This is a genomic window from Altericroceibacterium indicum (assembly GCF_009828105.1).
GTDB classification, from domain to species: Bacteria; Pseudomonadota; Alphaproteobacteria; order Sphingomonadales; family Sphingomonadaceae; genus Altericroceibacterium; species Altericroceibacterium indicum.
The window spans coordinates 886,983-906,746 of sequence record NZ_WTYQ01000001.1; the positions used below are offsets into that span (position 1 = coordinate 886,983).

General features: G+C 54.2%; 17 protein-coding genes. 12 read left to right on the top strand and 5 right to left on the bottom strand.

Features of this window, described 5'->3' with window-relative positions; translation table 11 throughout:
- Positions 1-66 precede the first annotated feature (66 nt).
- Both secG and tpiA read right to left on the bottom strand, forming a co-directional pair.
- Positions 67-465 (bottom strand): preprotein translocase subunit SecG, encoded by a 399-nt coding sequence (gene secG / locus GRI39_RS04365; protein WP_160738627.1) that lies wholly within the window; start codon positions 463-465, stop codon positions 67-69.
- A 179-nt stretch (positions 466-644) separates the two neighbouring features.
- Positions 645-1,403, bottom strand: coding sequence for a triose-phosphate isomerase (gene tpiA / locus GRI39_RS04370; protein ID WP_160738418.1), 759 nt, complete (start codon positions 1,401-1,403; stop codon positions 645-647).
- 216 nt (positions 1,404-1,619) lie between these two features.
- Here tpiA and GRI39_RS04375 point away from each other — a divergent pair, with 216 nt between their 5' ends.
- The 8 genes from GRI39_RS04375 to lexA all read left to right on the top strand — a co-directional run bounded on the left by GRI39_RS04375 (position 1,620) and on the right by lexA (position 9,991).
- Positions 1,620-3,563 carry a SurA N-terminal domain-containing protein gene (locus tag GRI39_RS04375; protein ID WP_160738419.1) on the top strand — a complete coding sequence of 648 codons (1,944 nt, stop codon included), beginning with the start codon at positions 1,620-1,622 and terminating at the stop codon, positions 3,561-3,563.
- 30 nt (positions 3,564-3,593) lie between these two features.
- Positions 3,594-5,108: an anthranilate synthase component I gene (gene trpE / locus GRI39_RS04380; protein WP_160738420.1), complete on the top strand. Its 1,515-nt coding sequence runs from the start codon at positions 3,594-3,596 to the stop codon at positions 5,106-5,108.
- Positions 5,109-5,169: 61 nt separating this feature from the next.
- A complete protein-coding gene (locus GRI39_RS04385) occupies positions 5,170-5,769 on the top strand; it encodes an anthranilate synthase component II (protein ID WP_160738421.1) in 600 nt (199 codons plus the stop codon).
- Positions 5,766-6,758, top strand: a complete 993-nt coding sequence (trpD, locus tag GRI39_RS04390; protein ID WP_160738422.1) for an anthranilate phosphoribosyltransferase — start codon at positions 5,766-5,768, stop codon at positions 6,756-6,758. Before GRI39_RS04385 ends, trpD begins: the two co-directional genes overlap by 4 nt.
- A gap of 2 nt (positions 6,759-6,760) precedes the next feature.
- A complete protein-coding gene (gene trpC / locus GRI39_RS04395; protein ID WP_160738423.1) occupies positions 6,761-7,549 on the top strand; it encodes an indole-3-glycerol phosphate synthase TrpC in 789 nt (262 codons plus the stop codon).
- The gene (moaC, locus tag GRI39_RS04400) at positions 7,546-8,019 is read left to right on the top strand and encodes a cyclic pyranopterin monophosphate synthase MoaC (RefSeq protein WP_160738424.1); all 474 of its coding nucleotides are present in this window, start codon (positions 7,546-7,548) and stop codon (positions 8,017-8,019) included. The genes trpC and moaC overlap by 4 nt, the downstream gene beginning before the upstream one ends.
- Positions 8,016-9,224 (top strand): molybdopterin molybdotransferase MoeA, encoded by a 1,209-nt coding sequence (locus tag GRI39_RS04405; RefSeq protein WP_160738425.1) that lies wholly within the window; start codon positions 8,016-8,018, stop codon positions 9,222-9,224. Before moaC ends, GRI39_RS04405 begins: the two co-directional genes overlap by 4 nt.
- Before the next feature lie 80 nt (positions 9,225-9,304).
- A complete protein-coding gene (gene lexA, locus GRI39_RS04410) occupies positions 9,305-9,991 on the top strand; it encodes a transcriptional repressor LexA (protein ID WP_160738426.1) in 687 nt (228 codons plus the stop codon).
- Between the two features lie 51 nt (positions 9,992-10,042).
- On the opposite strand, the gene GRI39_RS04415 is transcribed toward lexA, so the two are convergent.
- A complete protein-coding gene (locus GRI39_RS04415) occupies positions 10,043-12,205 on the bottom strand; it encodes a ComEC/Rec2 family competence protein (protein WP_246204860.1) in 2,163 nt (720 codons plus the stop codon).
- A gap of 50 nt (positions 12,206-12,255) precedes the next feature.
- Here GRI39_RS04415 and gltX point away from each other — a divergent pair, with 50 nt between their 5' ends.
- From gltX to GRI39_RS04435, 4 genes are all read left to right on the top strand, one after another.
- Positions 12,256-13,710: a glutamate--tRNA ligase gene (gltX, locus tag GRI39_RS04420; RefSeq protein ID WP_160738428.1), complete on the top strand. Its 1,455-nt coding sequence runs from the start codon at positions 12,256-12,258 to the stop codon at positions 13,708-13,710.
- A gap of 15 nt (positions 13,711-13,725) precedes the next feature.
- A complete protein-coding gene (locus tag GRI39_RS04425; protein ID WP_160738429.1) occupies positions 13,726-15,012 on the top strand; it encodes a citrate synthase in 1,287 nt (428 codons plus the stop codon).
- A gap of 14 nt (positions 15,013-15,026) precedes the next feature.
- Positions 15,027-15,224, top strand: coding sequence for a hypothetical protein (locus GRI39_RS04430; protein WP_160738430.1), 198 nt, complete (start codon positions 15,027-15,029; stop codon positions 15,222-15,224).
- 252 nt (positions 15,225-15,476) lie between these two features.
- Positions 15,477-17,471: a diguanylate cyclase domain-containing protein gene (locus GRI39_RS04435; protein WP_160738431.1), complete on the top strand. Its 1,995-nt coding sequence runs from the start codon at positions 15,477-15,479 to the stop codon at positions 17,469-17,471.
- Positions 17,472-17,487: 16 nt separating this feature from the next.
- Here GRI39_RS04435 and GRI39_RS04440 read toward each other — a convergent pair whose 3' ends face one another.
- Positions 17,488-18,885, bottom strand: coding sequence for a sensor histidine kinase (locus tag GRI39_RS04440; RefSeq protein ID WP_160738432.1), 1,398 nt, complete (start codon positions 18,883-18,885; stop codon positions 17,488-17,490).
- The gene (locus tag GRI39_RS04445) at positions 18,882-19,733 is read right to left on the bottom strand and encodes a hypothetical protein (protein WP_160738433.1); all 852 of its coding nucleotides are present in this window, start codon (positions 19,731-19,733) and stop codon (positions 18,882-18,884) included. Before GRI39_RS04445 ends, GRI39_RS04440 begins: the two co-directional genes overlap by 4 nt.
- Positions 19,734-19,764: the final 31 nt, after the last annotated feature.

Here is a 19,764-nt window from a genome sequence, read left to right on the forward strand (position 1 = left end):
ACCCGCAGGCGTGACTATCCGGCTGGGCGAATAAATATCCCGGCAGCTATCCGCCGGATATGATAATTACTTGGAAACGTCCGCCAGTGGATCATTGCTGGCTGGAGCGGGCGCTGCGGCAGCATCACTAGCAGCAGAACTGTTGGTAGCAGTGGCACCATTTGCGCCTGCTAGCGGATCATTCTGAGCGGGTGCAACCGAACGGTCGAGCGTATCATCGATATCGTTGCCCGAAGTCACATTAACAGCCAGAGCCGCAAGAACAATCGACAGAATGACGAAGAGCGTTGCTGCATATTTGGTCATGCGGGTCAGGAAATCTGCCGCGCCGCGTGCAGACATCAGACCGCCAGGGCTACCGCCGCCGCCAATCCCCAGACCACCGCCTTCCGACCGCTGCATCAGCACAAGAGCGACAAGCGCTGCGGCAACAATCGCCTGAACAACGGTAAGGAAGAGGAACAAGGACATTTAAGCAACCACTCTAATCAATAAATCAGACCTGCCGCGCAGATAGCGACCTGCTACGACATTCGCAAGACCAAGGCTCTTAACAGACAGCCTTGAGCCTCATTACCACTCAAACTAACACAGCATCGAAAGATGCTTTCCTGACAAAAGCGCCTTTATCAATTGCTTTTGCATCAATTGTCGATCGTCTCCATCGCCGCAGCGACAATGCCGACAAAACTATCGGCAGAAAGACTCGCACCGCCTACCAATGCGCCACCCACTTCAGGAATGGAAAGCAATTCGCTGGCATTATCAGGCTTTACAGAACCGCCATAAAGAATGCGCACTTCCTGTGCCGCTTCACCATAGATTTCCAGCAAGCTGGCGCGAATGGCCGCATGTATAGCGCCAATTTCTTCAACCGTAGGCGTACGCCCAGTTCCTATAGCCCAAACCGGCTCATAAGCGACAGTAACACGGTCTCCGGCATCAGCACATTCAGGCAAAGACGCGGCAAGCTGCTCGGTCACGACCGACAAAGCCGTACCAGCATCGCGTTGCTGTTCGGTTTCACCGACACAAACGATGATATTGAGACCCACAGACAGGGCTGCCTGCCCTTTAGCCTTCACATCTTCATTGGTTTCACCATGGTCAGCGCGGCGCTCACTATGGCCAAGAATAACAAAACCTGCGCCTGCATCCTTAATCATAGCAGCGGAAATGTCGCCTGTATGAGCGCCGCCTTCAGCAGTGTGGCAATCCTGTGCGCCCACGCCGATCAAATCTGCTTCCTTACGGGTTGCATGCAGCAATGTCGCAGGCGGAGCCAATGCAACTTCAGCTTTGATAAGGCGCTCAGCCGCGCGATCAATCGCGCGCGCTTCGGACAGCATTGAGCGTGTCCCGTGCATTTTCCAGTTGCCGACAATATAGGGGCGCTTGGCCATGGGGTATCCGTGATCCCTGTATTTCAGAAAAGTGCCAAAGAGGCAGTAAAGTGACAGGTCCGCTAATCCTAAGCGCCAATTTTGTCAAAGTCAGACTCGCTGATCACAAGATTGACGCTCTGAACTGTTGCGGGCAAGCCGCAGGCCGGATAAAGCGCCCTTTCCATAAGAGTGTAGTCCGTTCTACGCAGCCCTTTCGGAAGATATATACCCAATATGCTTCAGATGTTTCGAAATTTCTTCAAGTCCAAGGTAGGAATTGCCTTTACCCTTGGATTCCTTGCTCTGATTGCCATCGCATTTGCCAGCGCGGATGTCTCCAATAGTGGCTCATTCGGAGGTGTTTCCGGCGGAGATCGTGTCGCTGTCGTGGGCGGCAAAAAGATTGGGACTGCAGAATATTCGACAAATATCACCAATGCGTTTGATAATTTGCGCCAGCAATATCCGACGCTGACGATGGAGAGCTTTGTCGCTGAAGGTGGCGCGGACCAAGTGCTCGAACAGATGATCCAGCGCACTGCCGTCGCAGAATATGCCCGGAAATATGGCTTGCGCGCTGGCCAGCGGCTGGTGGACAGCGAAATTGTCCAGAGCGGTAATTTCAACGGACCAGACGGCTCTTTCGATCAGAACATGTTCCGCGCCGTGCTTCAGCAGCGTGGCCTGACCGAAGCTGCGGTTCGTGATGATATTTCTGCCAGCCTGCTTGGTCAGCAGCTCACCACGCCAATCAGTTTTGGCGCAGAAATGCCGCTCTCAATTGCCCGGCGTTATGCAGCATTGCAGTCTGAAACCCGCAAGGGAACGATTTCGATCATCCCCAGCATGGCCTTTGCGCCCAAGGGTGAACCAACAGATAAGCAACTCACTGCCTATTACACCGCTCATAAGGACGATTATATCCGCCCGGAACGCCGTGTAATCCGTTACGCAACCTTCGGCGATGATGCGGTTAAAAATCTGCCGGCCCCCACCGAGGCGCAGATTGCAGCACGGTACAAGCGCGACGCCAACCAATATGCTGCCTCTGAAAGCCGCAGCTTCACTCAGCTCGTTGCACCGACACAGGCTGCTGCCAAAGCGATTCTCGATGAAGTGAACAGCGGCAAGTCACTTGCTGCGGTCGCCAAATCCAAGGGGCTTGCAACCACACAAATCGGCCCGGTTGACCAGTCTGATCTTTCCGTTAACGCTTCACCAGAAGTGGCAAAAGCAGCCTTTGCAGCCAAACAAGGCGGGCTTACCGCTCCCGCTCGTGGCGGTCTTGGCTGGTATCTGTTGCGCGTTGACAAAGTCACCAACACACCGGCACGCAGCCTCGATCAGGTCCGCAGTTCCATTAGCGAAACGCTGGCAAAGGAACAGAAGCGTGAAGCACTGCTCGATCGCAGCAGCAAGATTGAAGATGAACTCGATAGCGGCGCCAGCCTTGCTGATCTTGCAAAAGAGCTCGGCCTCAAGCTTCAGACAACAGAACCTCTGACAGCGGACGGCAATGTCTATGGCAAGCAGGGCCAGAAGGCACCTGAAGTTCTCAACCGCGCGCTGAGCACTGCTTTCCAGATGGAGCAAGGCAAGCCGCAACTCGCTGAAGTCGACCCTGGCAAGACCTTCCTGCTGTTCGAAGCTGCAGAAATAACGCCATCTGCTGCCGCCCCCCTCAAGGATATTCGCGCGCAAGCTATCGCTGCATGGCGTCGTCACGAAGGCTCCCTGAAGGCCAAGGAAGCATCTCAGCGCGTTATGAAGCGCATTGCGGAGGGTAAAAGCGTCAAGGAAGCTCTGGCGGCTGAAAAAGTAACCCTGCCCCCATCGGATGCTGTTGATATGTCGCGTGAACAGATCGCTCGTGGCGGCCAGGTACCACCAGTCCTCGCATTGTTCTTCAGCATGGCAGAAGGCACCACCAAGCGCCTTGAAGCACCGCAGGAAAATGGTTGGTTTGTTGCCAAGCTGGACAAAATCACTCCCGGCAAGCTGGCAGACAACGACCCGCTGATAGGTCAGGCGCGCAAAGCCCTTGGCCCGGTTGTGGGTGACGAATACCTCGAACAATTCGTCAAAGCAGTTGAAAAGCAGATCGGCACCACCCGCAATCCTGCTGCCATCAAGGCAGTGAAGGACCAGCTCACTGGTGCGAATAATCGTTTTAATTGAGGATGATAACGGGCCGCACACGCCCGAGATATGATAATGACAGAACTGGAAAACGCTGCCTCCGCCCGTGACCTTCTCGCTCAGGGCAAGCCCGCTCTTGTCTGGCGCAAGGTCGTTGCGGATATGGAGACCCCGATCGGGGCGGCCCTCAAGCTCATCGAGCCGGGTCGCGGCGATTTCCTGCTGGAATCAGTGGAAGGCGGCGATCAGCGGGGGCGCTACAGCCTGCTCGGCATCGCCCCCGATCTCGTTTTTCGTGCCACCGGCCAGACTTGCGAAGTCAATCGCCGCTGGACTTACGATCATGCAGATTTTGAAGCTCTACCGGGCGATAGCCTATCTGAATTGCGCGCATTGGCGCAAAGCTGCCAGATAGACGTGCCTGACGCTTTGCCTCCGGCACTTGCCTGCCTGGTGGGTTATTTCGGTTACGAAACCATCGGCCTGGTGGAAAAATTGCCGCGTGCACCGCAGAGCGATCTGGATGTACCTGATATGCTCTTCGTTCGCCCAACCATCCTGTTGGTGATGGACGGCTTATCGGATGAATTGTTCTGCATCGCCCCTTTGTGGAGCGGTAGCGAATCTGCCGATGCAGCCCTTGCGCGTGCGGAAGAGCGGGTCGATGCCACACTGGCCCGGCTGTCCGGCCCGGTTCCGGCCCTGCCGCAAAGCACTGATCTGCCGGAGATGGAACTCACCTCCCGCGTCACGCCCGAGCGATATGCCAGCATGGTGGACCGCGCGAAGGATTATATCACCGCAGGGGACATTTTTCAGGTAGTGCTCTCGCAGCGCTTCACATGCCCCTTCCCTCTCCCGCCCATTGCACTTTACCGCGCATTGCGCCGGGTTAACCCTTCACCCTTCCTCTATTTCCTTGACCTGCCAGACTTTGCTGCCGTGGGCTCCAGCCCGGAAATTCTCGTCCGCGTGCGTGATGGGGAAGTCACCATCCGGCCCATAGCGGGCACACGTCCACGCGGCAAAACAGCGGAAGAAGATTTCGCTAATGAGGGAAGCCTTCTGGTCGACCCCAAGGAACGTGCTGAACATCTGATGTTGCTGGATCTTGGCCGCAATGATGTGGGCCGCGTGTCGTCAGCAGGAAGCGTCAAAGTTACTGCGAGCTTCACAATAGAGCGTTACAGTCATGTTATGCACATTGTCAGCAATGTGGTCGGCAGGCTTGACCCGGCATATGACGCCATTGATGCGGTATTCGCCGGATTTCCTGCTGGTACAGTGTCAGGCTCTCCTAAAATCCGCGCTTGCGAGATCATTGCCGAACTGGAACCTGAAACACGCGGCCCCTATGCTGGCGGCGTTGGCTATTTCTCACCCGACGGGTCCGTCGATAGCTGCATCGTCTTGCGCACTGCAGTGGTGAAGGATGGTGTGATGCATGTTCAGGCAGGAGCTGGCATTGTGGCCGATAGCAACGCCGAATATGAACAGCGCGAATGTCAGCACAAGGCTGGCGCGTTGATTGCAGCGGCCCGTGAAGCCGCCCGGGTGGCAAGTGAGCCGAGTTTCGGCCAATGATACGCCAAAACCCAGCTCGCAACCCCTTGATTGCCGCTCCAGAACGGACAAATGCTCAGCCATGATCCTCGTCATCGACAATTACGACAGCTTCACATGGAACCTCGTCCATTATCTGATGGAATTGGGCGCAGAAGTTAAAGTCGTTCGCAACGACGCTATCACCGCTGGTGAGGCCATTGCCAGTGATGCAGAAGGGTTCCTTATTTCGCCCGGCCCCTGCACCCCAACCGAAGCTGGCATCAGCCTCGATCTGGTGGCTGCCTGCGCTGCTGCAAAGCGCCCACTTCTGGGCGTGTGCCTTGGCCATCAGGCTATTGGCCAATATTTCGGCGGAACGGTGAAACAGGGGGGCTTGATGCATGGCAAGACATCCCCTGTCACGCATGATGGAAGTGGGCTTTTCAAAGGTCTGCCTTCTCCATTCACTGCCACGCGCTATCATTCACTGATTGTGGAGGATATTCCCGACACTCTTATTGTGAATGGCACCAGTGAAACGCCAGGCCTTGATGGCACATGCGCCATGGGTTTCCGCCACCAATCGCTGCCTATTCATGGTGTGCAATTCCATCCGGAAAGCATAGCTACTGAACACGGCCATGATCTGCTTCGCAATTTTCTTGATATTTGCGCCGACCAAAAGAGCGTTGCAGTATGAGCCTTCCCTCGGTCGAAACACCACTGGATGAAGCAAGTGCGCAAAAGGCTTTTGGCGCAATCCTTGATGGTGAAACATCATCGGATGAAGACGTTGCTGCCTTCCTGATTGCGCTCTCCGAACGCGGCGAAACGGCCAGCGAAATCGCCGGAGCTGCCCGCGCCATGCGTGAACGGATGATCCCTGTTGCAGCGCCCGATAACGCCATCGACGTTTGCGGCACTGGCGGCGACGGGCATCACACGCTGAACGTCTCCACGGCTGTATCCCTCGTTGTGGCGGCTTGCGGCGTCCCGGTGGCCAAGCATGGCAACCGCGCTGCAAGTTCCAAAGCGGGCGCTGCCGATACGCTCGAAGCACTAGGGCTCGACCTCGACAGAGCTGCAGAAACCGCTCATGAGACATTGGAAGATATCGGAATTTGTTTCCTCTTTGCAGGCAAGCATCATCCATCCATGGGCCGGATTATGCCTATCCGCAAATCGATTGGCAGGCGGACGATCTTCAATCTGATGGGGCCATTGGCAAACCCTGCTAAGGTCAAACGCCAGCTTATCGGCATTGCTCGTCCCGCCTATGTGCCGATCTATGCCGAAGCGCTCCGTCGCCTCGGGACAGATCACGCGCTGGTCGTTTCAGGTGATGAAGGCCTCGATGAATTGAGCCTCGCTGGTGGGAATGAATTGGCCGAAGCACGCCTTGGCCAAGTCTCCATGAAGCGCGTTTCACCTCAAGATGCGGGCCTCTCCAACCATCCGATTAACGCCATTCGTGGCGGTGATCCGGCATTTAACGCCGATGCCTTGCGCAAGCTTTTGCTGGGTGAACCCGGTGCCTATCGAGATGCCGTTCTCTTTAACGCTGCTGGCGCATTGATCGTCGCAGGCGAAGTGAAAGATTGGCATGAAGGGGTCGAAGAAGCCGCTGAAGCCATCGACAAGGGCCTCGCCAAATCATTGCTGGAATGCTGGATCGACGCAGTCAAATGACCATGACCAATAAACTCATCGAAATTTGTGACACCAAGCGCGTCGAAGTGGCCGACCGAAAGGCCTTGGCAACGCTGGACGATCTTGATCGGCGCGCTGCACAGGCTTCGGCACCGCGTGGGTTTCGGAAAGCTCTGGAAGAGAAATCCCGCAATGGTTTTGGATTGATTGCAGAAATCAAAAAAGCCAGCCCCTCCAAGGGTTTGATCCGCGAAGATTTCCGCCCTGCGGAACATGCCAAGGCTTATGAAGATGGCGGTGCAGCCTGTCTCTCCGTCCTGACCGATGCACCGTATTTTCAAGGCCATGAAGACTATCTGATGGATGCAAGGGCAGCCTGCACACTGCCCGCACTGCGCAAGGATTTCATCGTTGACCCTTGGCAGGTTGCCGAAGCCCGTGCCATCGGGGCCGATGCCATCCTGATTATCGTAGCAGCGCTTGAAGATGCACAAATGGCAGAAATCGAAGCCACCGCTATGGAACGCGGCATGGATGTTCTGGTGGAAGTGCATGACGAAGCCGAGATGGAACGTGCGGCGGCGCTCAAGTCCCGATTGATCGGCGTGAACAACCGTGATCTACGCCGCTTCGTCACAGATCTTGCCATCACCGAACGCCTTGCTCCTCTGGCACCTGAAGGTTCACTTCTGGTGGGTGAAAGCGGGATCAACACACATGCCGACATTGAGCGCCTCAGTCAGCATGGCGTGCGCTGTTTTCTCGTTGGAGAAAGCCTGATGCGCCAGCATGATGTCGCCGCAGCCACGCGCGAATTGCTTGGGAGATGAGCAAGCTTTCGCATCTCGATGATAATGGCCATGCGAATATGGTCGATATTGGGGGCAAAACTGCCACTGTTCGCACAGCAACTGCGACAGGGTGCATTCGTATGTCGCCCGAAGCCCTGGCTGCCATCCGCGATGGAGATGCCCCCAAAGGCGACGTTCTCGCGGTCGCGCGTGTCGCCGCAATCATGGCCGCCAAGAAAACCGGTGAGCTAATACCGCTATGCCATCCTTTGGCACTGGACGCCGTCACCGTGGATTTCACCTTCCTTGAAGATGGTGTGAGGGCCACTTCAAAAGTGTCCCTCACAGGCAAAACTGGCGTAGAGATGGAAGCAATTACAGCTACTTCCATTGCGCTTCTAACAATCTATGACATGGTTAAAGCCTTGGACAAGCACATGGTGATTGAGCAGGTGTTTTGTCAGCAAAAGTCAGGCGGAAAATCGGGCGACTGGCACTTTTCCGGATGAATTTGCCAGCTCCTCTTCCCCTGACAGAAGCGCAGGCGAAGCTTCTTGCGCTCGCAGACAGGCTGCCAGTGGTGGAACTGCCCATCGCTGAGACACTGGGGCGCTACCTCGCGCGTCCACTCATCTCTCAGCGCACCCAACCACCGTCAGACCTTTCTGCGATGGATGGTTACGCCATGCGAAGCGGCGATACATCGGGACCATGGAAAATCGTTGGGGAAAGCGCGGCAGGTCATCCGTTCAGTGGAGAAATCGCCAATGGAGAGGCAGTGCGCATTTCAACCGGTGCGCTGCTACCAGCAAAAGCAGGCGCGATCTTGTTGCAGGAAGAAGCTGCAAGAGAGGGTCAGGCACTCTCAACGGCCGCCGGTGGTTTAGCCACGGCACGCCACATTCGCCGCGCTGGGTTTGATTTTCAAGAAGGCGATGCACTCCTGCCACGCGGCGCCCTGATGGGGGCGCCACAAATAGCACTGGCTCTATCGGCTGGGCACATGAAATTTGCCGTCCACCAGCGTCCCCGGGTAACGATCATTGATACGGGTGATGAACTGGCCGCAGATGCCGGCAATTGCGCCCCACACCAAATCCCTGCCAGCAATGGCGCGATGATCGCTGCAATGATTAGCCAGATTGCGGACAACATACGCCATATTGGCCCAGTCCCCGACGATCTTGAAAAGCTTGCTACGGCGTTGAACCATGCCGAGGATGCCGATATCATCGTCACCAGCGGCGGCGCTTCGGTCGGTGACCATGACCTTCTGCAACCGGCGCTCGAAAAGGCTGGCTTTAAACTCTCTTTCTGGCGGGTTGCGATGAAACCCGGCAAACCGCTCATGATTGCACGCAAAGGCAAGCAGATCCTGCTCGGATTACCCGGTAATCCCGTATCGAGTTATGTTACGGCCTATTTCTTCCTCCTGCCGCTGCTTCGTGCAATGGCAGGTGCCACCAGCCCCCTTCCCCAATCGCAAATAATGCGACTTGCGCGGAATATCCCAGCGGGTGGCAAGCGGCTCGAATTTCTCCGCGGCCGCTATGTTGGAGACGGTGTGGAGCCCGTTGATGCCATGCAGGATAGCAGCGGGCTGATGGCACTCAGCCAATCTAACGCCCTGATTGAACGCCCAGCCTTGGCGAAAAAGGCTGAAATCGGCGAAATGGTAGCCGTATTCCCACTCAATAGCGCTGGGATGGCTTGACCACCCTTTAAAAGTTTCCTAATTGTTCTTCATTCGTTCACGCGTTGGAACATCAAGAACGCCATGAGGAGACAGTCAAAATGCTGACCGCAAAGCAACACGAATTGCTTCTTTTCATTCAGCGTAAACTTGAAGAAACCGGTATTTCTCCATCATTTGAAGAAATGAAGGAAGCTTTGGAGCTGAAATCGAAGTCGGGTGTTCATCGCCTGATTTCAGCTCTGGAAGAACGCGGCTTTATCCGCCGCCTTCCCAATCGGGCAAGAGCGCTTGAGGTGCTCAAATCGGTTGATGAAACCACCGCTGGCAAAACTGCAAAACAAAACAGTTCTGCCACTATGGCAAAAACAGCCGCGAATGATCGGCAGTCTACACCAGCCAATGATGTTATCGAACTTCCACTGCATGGCCGCATCGCTGCTGGTATGCCTATAGAAGCGATGGAAGACAGTCAGATCTTGCCTGTTCCTGCTGCACTCTTGGGCAGTGGAGATCATTATGCGCTTGAAGTATCAGGCGATTCCATGATTGATGCTGGCATCCTTGATGGCGATTTCGCGCTTATCAAGCGCACCGATACGGCGCGTGACGGTGAAATTATTGTCGCTCTTGTGCGCAACGAAGAAGCAACCTTGAAATATCTTCGCCGAGAAGGCGGCAAGGTGCATCTCGACCCGGCAAATGCTGCTTATGAAGCTCAGACATATGCATCTGATGAGGTGTGTATTCAGGGTAAGCTAGCAGGGCTATTGCGCCGCTATCATTGATAATTTGCACTTACTGCCGGTGTAAATTTCACCCGGTTCGAAGAGTGCAGATCAGCGCCCATCTGACCAATGCTGCGCCCATCCGTGCTTTCCCTGCATATCAGCGACACTGCGAATTTTTTGATCGGCCAGAGAGATCGACAACCCACCGCTGTGTATGAGCATATTGCGATCCGCTTTTAACCAGCGGGGTTTACAACTACGCGGCAAAAAGCGGTTCGCCACCACAATGTCAGAACGTTCGCACGCTGCTGCAAGGTTTCGCTCGCTGATCAGCGCACGGCTGCGGGCCATAAGAATTTGCCAGTTTTTCCCTTCCCGGTTTAGCTCAACAACGCAAAAGTCCTGACTGCACCTGCTCGCAGGCCAGTCGGGCAAAGATAAGAGCTCACTATCCACACCGGATAATTCTTTCAGATTGTCACGGGTAAAGTCGCTGTTGATATCTCGTAAACTCAGAAGCTGATCGCCCTCCCCTGTGATGACCACATGACGGCCATCGCCTGTAATGAGAATATCCGGTGGCGGAGTGCTGAGAACAATCAATACTCCCACAGCTATGGGGACAAATCCCATTAATCTTGAACGCCCTCGCCATAGTCCTAGCCACAAAGCACCCGATGCAAAAAGTGCGAAAGTCCCTGCGCTCATCACGGGCAGCATTGTTACTGAACCGGGCTGCGATGCGGTGAAATGGGCGATACCCAAAAGCAGATCAAGCGATTTGCCAACGCACCACCAGACCGGTGCACCGAGCCCGATGATATCGAGTACCAGCGCCAGGGCAATAAGAGGCATGGAAACAAATGTTACCAGTGGGATAGCAATGACATTTGCAAAAGCACCGTAAACGCCCGCCCGGTGAAAATGAAAAAGAACGATTGGCATCAGGGCCAATTCGATCACAACCCCGGTCAGCAACAGCATGGCGGTCCGGCGAGCCATCCATGTCAATGAACTCTCTTCACGCGGAGCAAGGAAAGCACGGATGGGCGCAGCGCTATGCAATGCAACGATGGCGATGACAGCAGAAAAGCTCATCTGAAAGCTTGGCCCAACCAGAGATTCCGGCCAGATAAGCAACACCACGAAGGCCGCCACAGCAACCATGCGCAGGGACAGAGGTTCTCGCCCTAAAGCCAGCGCCAGCAACACCAGAACCGCGCCAATGCAACTGCGGACGGTTGGCACTTCTGCTCCGGTCAGCAGCGTATACCCTATCCCTGCCAATGCCGAGAATGCTGCTGCCAGAAGAGGAAGGCGATATCGCAGGGCAAGTGAAGGAAAAAGCCCGAACAATTTCAACGCGATGAAATAGGCACCGGCAATCACAGCACTGACATGTAACCCACTGATGGAAAGCAAATGCGTTAATCCGGAATCCCGCATCGCTGCATCGTCTTCATCGCTGATGGAGCCACGATCACCACTAGCAAAAGCGGCAGCAATGTGGCCTGCTGGTCCACCGAGATTATTCCTAACATGGCTTGAAAGGAACCTCTGCAAACCACTAAAAAATCGACTTTCCTTTCCTGATTCAAGCAATTCGACATCGCCCAGCACGCTGCCAGTGGCAACAAATCCCTGGAACCATGCAGCACGCGCGAAATCATACCCTCCTGGCAAAGGCGGCGGAGCAGGTGGCATAAGCCGTGCCTGCAAACCTATGACAGCCCCTTCGCGCAGCTCAGGATAGTCTTTTTCCAGCGGCAAATTGACCCGGATCTTGCTCGCTTTGCCATCTTCCAGGCTACGTGTAGCCAGAACCAGCCTGACACGGCCTGAGGCGGGTTGTTCGATCCGTTGGAGGATACGCGCATTAAGCCTGGCGATCTGTGGGCGCTCAATCGCAGGCGCGCCGACAATCTCGGATCTTGCCCATACTAATGCGACTCCGAAAGCAAGACATAGGCAACACGCCATGATGGCGATTTGCAACTCATGCCGTTGATCTTTTTTACGCCAGAGGAAATATCCACATGCCCCTGTCAACAACGCGATAACAATGGTTAAGAGCCACCAAAAAGGGCTGGAAAGCACGAACCACAGCCCTATTCCGGAAGCGAAGGCCACCACCAGCCAGGGCGCGCGATCAAATCCGGCATGGGCCAAAAATGCGTCTGCGCGATCCCCCAAGCTGGACAAAAGCGCGCGCTTTCGCCAATGCGTGCGCGGCAGTGCAGCATTGTCGATCATATCCCCAAATGGGATCATTGGCGTTTGGCCCCTGCCCATGAAAACTATAGGATAGGAACAGAGTTAATATGGCAAGCGACAGCGTAGCATCGGCAGATGGAAAACGTGCCGTGGTCACGCGCTTTGCCCCTTCGCCGACGGGCTTTCTGCATATCGGCAACGCCCGCACCGGCCTGTTTTCCTGGCTTTATGCACGCCACAATGGCGGCAAAGCACTGTTGCGCATTGAAGATACGGATAAAGCGCGCTCCACCAGCGAAGCCATTGACGTTATTTTTGACGGGCTGAGTTGGCTAGGCCTCGAATTCGACAATGAACCGGTGTTCCAGTCAGAACGTGCAGACCGTCATGCGCAAGTGGTTCAAAAGCTTCTTGATGCCGGTAAGGCCTATAAGTGCTTTGCCACGGCTGAAGAACTGGCCCAGATGCGCGAAGAGCAGCGCGCCGCGAAAAAACCGCTGCGCTATGATGGCCGCTGGCGTGATCGCGATCCGTCAGAAGCGCCTGAAGGCGCACCTTTTACGGTTCGTATCAAGACCCCTGAGCGCGGCGAAACGGTGATCGAAGATGCGGTACAAGGCCGCGTGAAGGTCAATAATTCCGAGATCGACGATTTCATCCTGCTGCGCGCGGACGGCACGCCCACTTATATGCTCGCCGTGGTGGTGGACGATGTGGATATGGGCGTCACCCATATCATTCGCGGCGATGATCATCTCAACAATGCTTTTCGGCAGCTCCAGATCATTCATGCCATGCAGGGGATTGAGGATGGCTGGGAAGACCCTACCTACGCCCATATTCCGCTGATCCATGGCAATGATGGCGCCAAGCTCTCCAAACGCCACGGCGCCTTGGGTGTGGACGCCTATCGTGATGAGCTGGGCATTTTGCCAGAAGCATTGTTCAATTACCTCCTGCGCCTAGGCTGGGGCCATGGTGACAAGGAAGAATTTACCCGCGAGGAAGCGATTGCGCTATTCGATCTGGAAGGTGTGGGCCGCAGCCCATCACGGTTCGATCTGAAGAAGCTCAGCAACCTCAACGGTCACTATATTCGTGAAGCTGACGACGCCCGTTTGGCGAAACTCGTTGCAGAACGGATCGGTGAGAAGGCAGACATCGATCTCCTCACCGAAGCGATGCCGGTGATGAAAACCCGCGCACGCAACATCATCGAACTGGCTGACGGGGCGGCGTTTCTTTTTAAGGAACGCCCGCTTGAAATAACAGAAAAAGCCGCCAACTTGTTGGATGAAGAAGCACGCGAAAGACTTGCCGTTATTTCAGCCCGTCTCAAAGGTGAAACGGACTGGACAATGGAAGCGCTGGAGGCCAATCTGAAACAGCATTCCGAAGATCTCGGGCTGGGGCTTGGCAAACTCGCGCAGCCATTGAGGGCAGCGCTGACAGGGCAGACGACTTCGCCCGGCATTTTCGATGTGTTGGTCCTTCTTGGAAAGGAAGAAAGCCTTGCGCGTATTGATGACGCGCAGGCTGCTTCTGCCAGCAAAAATCAATGATTAAGGAGACGCGCTTTGGCTGACAAACAGGCAACGCTGAAGGTAGGCGATGAGAATGTCGAATTCCCGGTTCTGCAAGGCAGCACCGGGCCGGATGTAATCGACATTCGCAAGCTTTACGGCAGCACTGGTAAATTTACTTTTGACCCGGGCTACAAGTCCACGGCGTCCTGCGAAAGCGCCCTTACCTACATCGATGGCCAGGAAGGCGTGCTGCTGCACCGTGGCTATCCGATCGGTCAACTGGCAGAAAATTCCAGCTTCATGGAAGTGGCCTATCTGCTCCTCAACGGCGAATTGCCGAAGAGCGATGAGCTGGACACGTTTGAAGATACCATCACGCATCACACGATGCTGCATGAACAGCTTCGCCAGTTCTATCAGGGCTTCCGCCGTGATGCCCATCCAATGGCGATCATGTGCGGCGTAGTTGGCGCTCTGTCCGCTTTCTACCATGACAGCACGGATATTTCCGATCCTGAGCATCGCAAGATCAGCTCCCATCGTCTGATCGCCAAGATGCCGACGATCGCTGCCAATGCTTACAAATATTCGGTCGGCCAACCTTTTGTCTATCCGAACAACAACCTGTCTTACACCGGCAATTTCCTGCGTATGACCTTTGGCGTTCCGGCTGAAGAATATGAAGTCATTCCGGAAGTTGAAAAGGCGATGGACCGGATTTTCATCCTCCATGCTGATCACGAACAAAACGCTTCTACCTCCACGGTTCGCCTTGCTGGCTCCTCCGGTGCCAACCCGTTCGCCTGCATCGCGGCCGGTATTGCCTGCCTCTGGGGCCCTGCCCATGGCGGCGCGAATGAAGCAGCGCTCAACATGTTGCGTGAAATCGGGACGCCGGACCGTATCCCGCATTATATTGAGCGCGCCAAGGACAAGAACGATCCGTTCCGTCTGATGGGCTTTGGCCATCGCGTTTATAAGAACTACGATCCACGCGCCACGGTTATGCAGAAGACGGTTCGTGAAGTGTTTGAAGCGCTCAAGGTTACAGATCCGGTATTTGAGACCGCACTGCGCCTTGAAGAAATCGCATTGAGCGATGATTACTTCGCTGAAAAGAAGCTCTTCCCGAATGTGGACTTCTACTCAGGAATCATCCTTTCCGCGATCGGCTTCCCGACCACTATGTTCACGGCTCTCTTCGCACTTGCTCGGACAGTAGGCTGGGTTGCACAGTGGAACGAAATGATCTCTGATCCAGGTCAGGTTATCGGTCGCCCACGTCAGCTTTACACAGGCCCGACACAGCGCGATTATACACCTATCGCCAATCGCTAAGCGAAAGTCACAATATGCTCAGATACCTGGGGTTGATTGCCGGAATAGTCATCGCGCTAGCTGGTACCCTTTGGATGCTCCAGGGTCTGGGCCTTGTGATGTGGCCAGCAGAAAGCTTCATGCTGGCTGATCGCGAATGGGCATATAACGGGGCTGTCGCCATTGTCGTCGGCCTCGTTTTTATATGGCTGAGCTATTGCAAACGCCGTTAGCTGGAAGAACTGGTTGGAAGCGGAAGCTCGTTAAGCTTGCCATCAAACTCTGCGCTCACCAGACACCTCTTGGTCTTTCAGACAAGATCGATGATATGCTGGGCATTATTATTTTTACCTATACCCCTAGCGCTCCTCTGCAAAAAAAATGAAAAATCTCTCACTTGTTAATTAGATAGCTACAATATTCACGTGCAATGTCATGTGGTGTTGTCTAACAGGCTGCTGGGGGTTTGGCTTGGTGTGGAGAGAATGAAACTGCGCGGAAAGATTGGCCGCTTTTCTGCCACTCTCAGGCGACATGCCAAAACATCACCTCAGGAAGAAGGTGCAAGCGGATCGCTTGTTTCCCATATCATCTTACGGATGGTTGTTATCAGCCTGCTTGGTGCCTTCGCGATGGCAGCAATCGCCTTTGTTTTTCTGTATCGTCAGGCCGAGCGTCAAGAACTTGAAAATCTCCGCGACTATGTTGGTGAACGTGGAAGTGCCGAAAGCCAGCTATTTGCTCATGCACAACATGACGTAAAGTTGTTCCGCCGAGCATATCTCTCGGCCTATGCGGACAATGATCCCCGCCCGGTGATTAATTTTGACCGCTATTACCTTTCTATGCCGGACGGTACTGTTCGTCTGCGGCCTGAATTCTATTATGGTTATCGTGATCAAGACGGCCTGCTGCACAGTGGAACAACCGGTTTCGTAGGCAAAGAAGCTTTACCGCTGAACGACGACCTGAAGCGACGCCTGGTGCTGGCTTATCGGCTGGTTGATGAGTTCTCTCCTGCATGGATGAATGATTTTACCAATCTTCACGTCACTCTTCCTGAAGGTGCATTGATCGCTCACTGGCCAGCTATCCCATGGGGGTTAGAGGCTGATAGCAGCCTTGAGCTGACTACACGCCCGGTCATCACAACCACACAGAAAGCCAATGATCCTGACCGCCACCCTATTTGGGCCGGAATATATTTCGATAAGAGCCTGAAGGATTGGATGGGGTCTTATATGCTGCCCGTAGACGCCCCTAATGGCAGGCAGCTAGCGTCTATCAATGTTGATATTGCACTGGGTGAGTTGGTGCGTCTTATCACACGAAAATCTGCCGATGGCAGCTATCTGATGATCCTTACGCGTGATGGAAAAGTGATCGCACATCCCGATCATATGGAAGAGCTCAGCGAAAGTTCCGGTGAAACAGGTGTAACGGACCTTGGTGATGCAGATCTTATCAGTATCTACAGCCAGCTAAAGCGCTCACATGTCCCACAAGATGGTTCCCCGGTGATCGTGGATGACCCTGAGGTAGGCGCCTATCTGGGCGTAACCGAATTGAACGACGGAGGATGGTGGCTGGTGCAAGTGTATCCGCACACCATCGTCAGCGGTGATGTCAACCGAGCCAGCTACGTCCTTCTGTTGCTTTTGATAGGGCTTGCCGGGCTCTTGATCTTTGCCTTTGCCATTGTCCTCAAACGCAACATCGCACGCCCCCTCAAGGCATTGAAACAGGCCTGTGAGATGATTTCCCTTGGCGAATATAAGGCTGTCGGGGCTGGTAATGCTGCCATGCCAGAGCAGCGGCGTGACGAAATAGGCCTATTATCCCGGTCCTTCCGACACATGGCCAAACAGATAGATTATGCGAGCGAAGAACTGGAACAGGCAGTCATCAGCCGGACCAGTGATTTGCGCAAAGCCAATCAGAAATTGAACGAGCTGAGCTTTAGGGATGCCCTCACCCATGCTTATAATCGCCGCGCTTTTGACCGCGATCTTGCCAAAGCAGCAAAAGACGGCGGAACGGTGGTTCTCGCCCTGTTCGATGTCGATCATTTCAAGCTATATAATGACACATATGGCCATGCCGCAGGCGACGAAGCTCTGCGAAGGGTCGTCAGCATTTTGCAAATTGCGATGCCTGATGCGCGAATTTACCGTTATGGCGGTGAAGAGATTGCAGCCCTGATTTACAGGCAGACCATAGCAGAAGGCGAAGCTGCGCTCAGCAATGCAGCATCTGCCGTAGCGCAAGTTGCTATCCCCCATCGTTCGTGCCGGCTGGGCTTCATCACGATCAGCGGTGGCGTAGTGCCTCTTGCGTTTTTCGAAGGCGATGGTGACGCTGCATTAAAAGCCGTGGATCGAGCGCTGTATGAAGCAAAATCGACCGGGCGCAATCGCATGATCAAAGGCAGGGTACGGAAGGTGAAGGCCCGCTTAGGCCAGACTTTAGGTGGTGAATAAGTAACACCTCTCTACTTTATCCAGCAGCAGGCAAATCAAGAATGAACCGAGCCCCCTCGCCCTTCACACTTTCAACCGTCAAGTCCCCAGCCATTGCCCGGGCCAAGCGTCGGGAAATGTAGAGGCCTAACCCTGATCCGCCATCATTCTTGCGGCCCAGGCGTTCAAACTTCTTGAATAAACGGTTCTGTTCGTCTGGGCTAAGGCCTGCTCCCTGATCTTCAACCATGATAATGGCTCGCCTGCCTTTATGCGTAAGCTTGATCCAAATTTCCGAACCATCCGGACTGTAAGCAATCGCGTTTCCAACAACATTAAGCAAGATTTGCAAAACCCGACGAAACTCGCCAATAGCGGGCATAGTATCTCCGCTACGCGGGGTATGAATTATCATACCCCGCCCCATTGCCCGCATGTTGAGGATACCGCTCGCCTGTCGGGCCACGTCAGCCAGATCAATCCGATCGGGCGACGTTACGAAACTCTCGGATTCCACGATCTCCAAATCAGCCAGATCGTCCAGCAATCCCAGCAAATGCTCTCCTGCGGAGGCAATATCAGCTGCATAATTGGCATATTCGTGCGCCAAAGGTCCTGCCATTTGTGTCCGGATTGTTTCGGCATTGGCGATGATCCTGGTGATAGGCTGACGCAATACCGCTCCGATTTCCCTTCCAATAACGGAATCGTAGGACTGACTGTTATCGGGCATAAAACTGGGCGGAATTTCCTCCTCTTCATCATCGTGGAAGCGAGATGGGGAAGGTAAGAGAAGCAGATCAAAACCTGTTGGCTTTGCACGCTCCTGTGATATTCCCTGTTGGAGAGGAATGAGGGAAATCATCCAACTGCGCGCACTCCCTTCAACGTCGAGTTCTATCCTGTCAAACTGCCGCCAATCATCATCTGCCGGCAGATCCTGATCGGAGAATTCCATCAGCTCAGTCCAACGTCGACCGATCGCTTCACGCATTTGTTCAGCCAACGGCTCCAACTCCGCATCATATGCCTGAACAGATAGAATTTCCTGTGATGCGCCGATGCGGGCGATCAATCCGGCCAAATAGCGCTCAATCACCGGCTGATAATGGGTGCTCAAATCCTCTTTTGCATGGGAAGACGGGGCTTCATCCCAATTGACAACACTGATCTGGCAGCCATCATCTCCCGGATACACCTCAACCCAAGCGGAAATGTCCTGGCCCTGTGCAATGGTAACTATGGGACGAGACAATTTCAGTCCTGTTTCCCGTGCCTTACGCACCACTTCGAGTAGGGATGGAATGGCGATAATCCCGGGAATTGTTCCCCCGCGCCTGCGCTGCAACCCTGCCAGTGGCTCATCCGCCTCGATCAACCAATCCCGTTGATCGGTGATCGCGCTCGCGATGCTACTGGTTGCACCAAGCCTCATTCAGCCTCCGACACGCACGAACCTCGTTCAACCGAATTGCGCGCATTGCTATATGCAATCCTATCAAACGGAATATCCACGCTCAATCCAGGATGAAGCAGAGCGATCTGCTCATTGATTTCCTCTTCACTCAGGCCGGCCGCTCGCATTGTTAAACCCAATCGCGATGCCTGGCTTTCACTCAAAGTGTAAATGAGCCTTCTGCGTTCTTCCCCGGATGCAGCAGCAAGCGCCGTAGAAAAAATGGCTACACCTGCCTTCTCGATAAAAAGCGCTTCACGGAGGCGACGCCCCATCAGCAGTAGCATACGAGCAATCTTATTGATGCGTCTTTTGCGTTCAGCATAGGTTTCACGCAAGGATACGCACAACTGTGCCACCGTGTGTGCCTGTTGTGTCTCTATGTAGCCTTTCTCAAATATGAGGAGCACTTTGTGAAAAATATCTGCCGGAAGTGCTTTTAAAGGCATTTCCATGCGTCTCGCCATTTGCGCAGCATTCGCCTGCACTGCCTGCACATCTTTAGCCAATTGCGCGAGTTCGACCTGATCGGAGCGCACCAATTCCTGAAGTATCGGAGGGGTAACCGGATCAAGCCCAAGCTGCGTTTCAAGGCGATCTGCCAGCTGCCATTCAAGCGCTTCTGCATGCACAAAATCCAGCACTTCCTGATCACTCAGCAGCGAATTATAAAGTTCATCCACCTTATCAGAAAATACTGATATTTTATTGTTATTATTAGAATTATCTTCAAGATAAGTGACAAGCTGATAGGCAATATTCGACAGCATTCCACGCGAATGTGCAACAATCCGATCACTGAACAAAAGCGGATCATCAATCGTCAAAAGATGGCGGAGCACAGGCGTAAATTCTGCA